Here is a 396-nt window from a genome sequence, read left to right as displayed (position 1 = left end):
GATAAGGTTGACAACGAGATAATTCATAAGAAATTGTTGACGGTGATCGGTTCAGCCGAACGCCCATTTGGATATTGGACAGCCCTAGTTCACAAAAGGTTTCGATTTTAATTCGTTCGGAATAGGTTATACTAGACAAAAGATCAGCCCCTAAAAGATGGGTTTGTGGTAAACACCATTTTAAAGGAAGCTGATCTTTTTTTGTCCGAACAGCGTTCGGATTAATTTTACAATCTACCAAATGGAAATCAAAACGTTATAAATTCAAGATTAAATACAGATAATCTAGGGAAAGGAGAATTTTTTTGAAGGCAACGTTACAGAAAATCGGGACGGCACTCAATAAACGCATGGGGATCATCAAAGCATAATTTGTATTCTCTGTCCTGTTATTTG

The 396-nt window shown here is 36.9% G+C and carries 1 protein-coding gene; it reads right to left on the bottom strand.

The window, feature by feature from the left end; all coding sequences use genetic code 11:
• Positions 1 to 139, bottom strand: a 139-nt coding sequence (locus C1I98_RS46855) for a helix-turn-helix domain-containing protein (RefSeq protein ID WP_143809318.1), incomplete at its 3' end; no start/stop codon positions are given.
• Positions 140 to 396: the final 257 nt, after the last annotated feature.

The organism is Spongiactinospora gelatinilytica, from assembly GCF_003236385.1.
GTDB classification, from domain to species: Bacteria; Actinomycetota; Actinomycetes; order Streptosporangiales; family Streptosporangiaceae; genus Spongiactinospora; species Spongiactinospora gelatinilytica.
The sequence above is the reverse complement of the archived record's forward strand: the minus strand, read 5'-3'. Positions and strand labels throughout refer to the sequence as shown.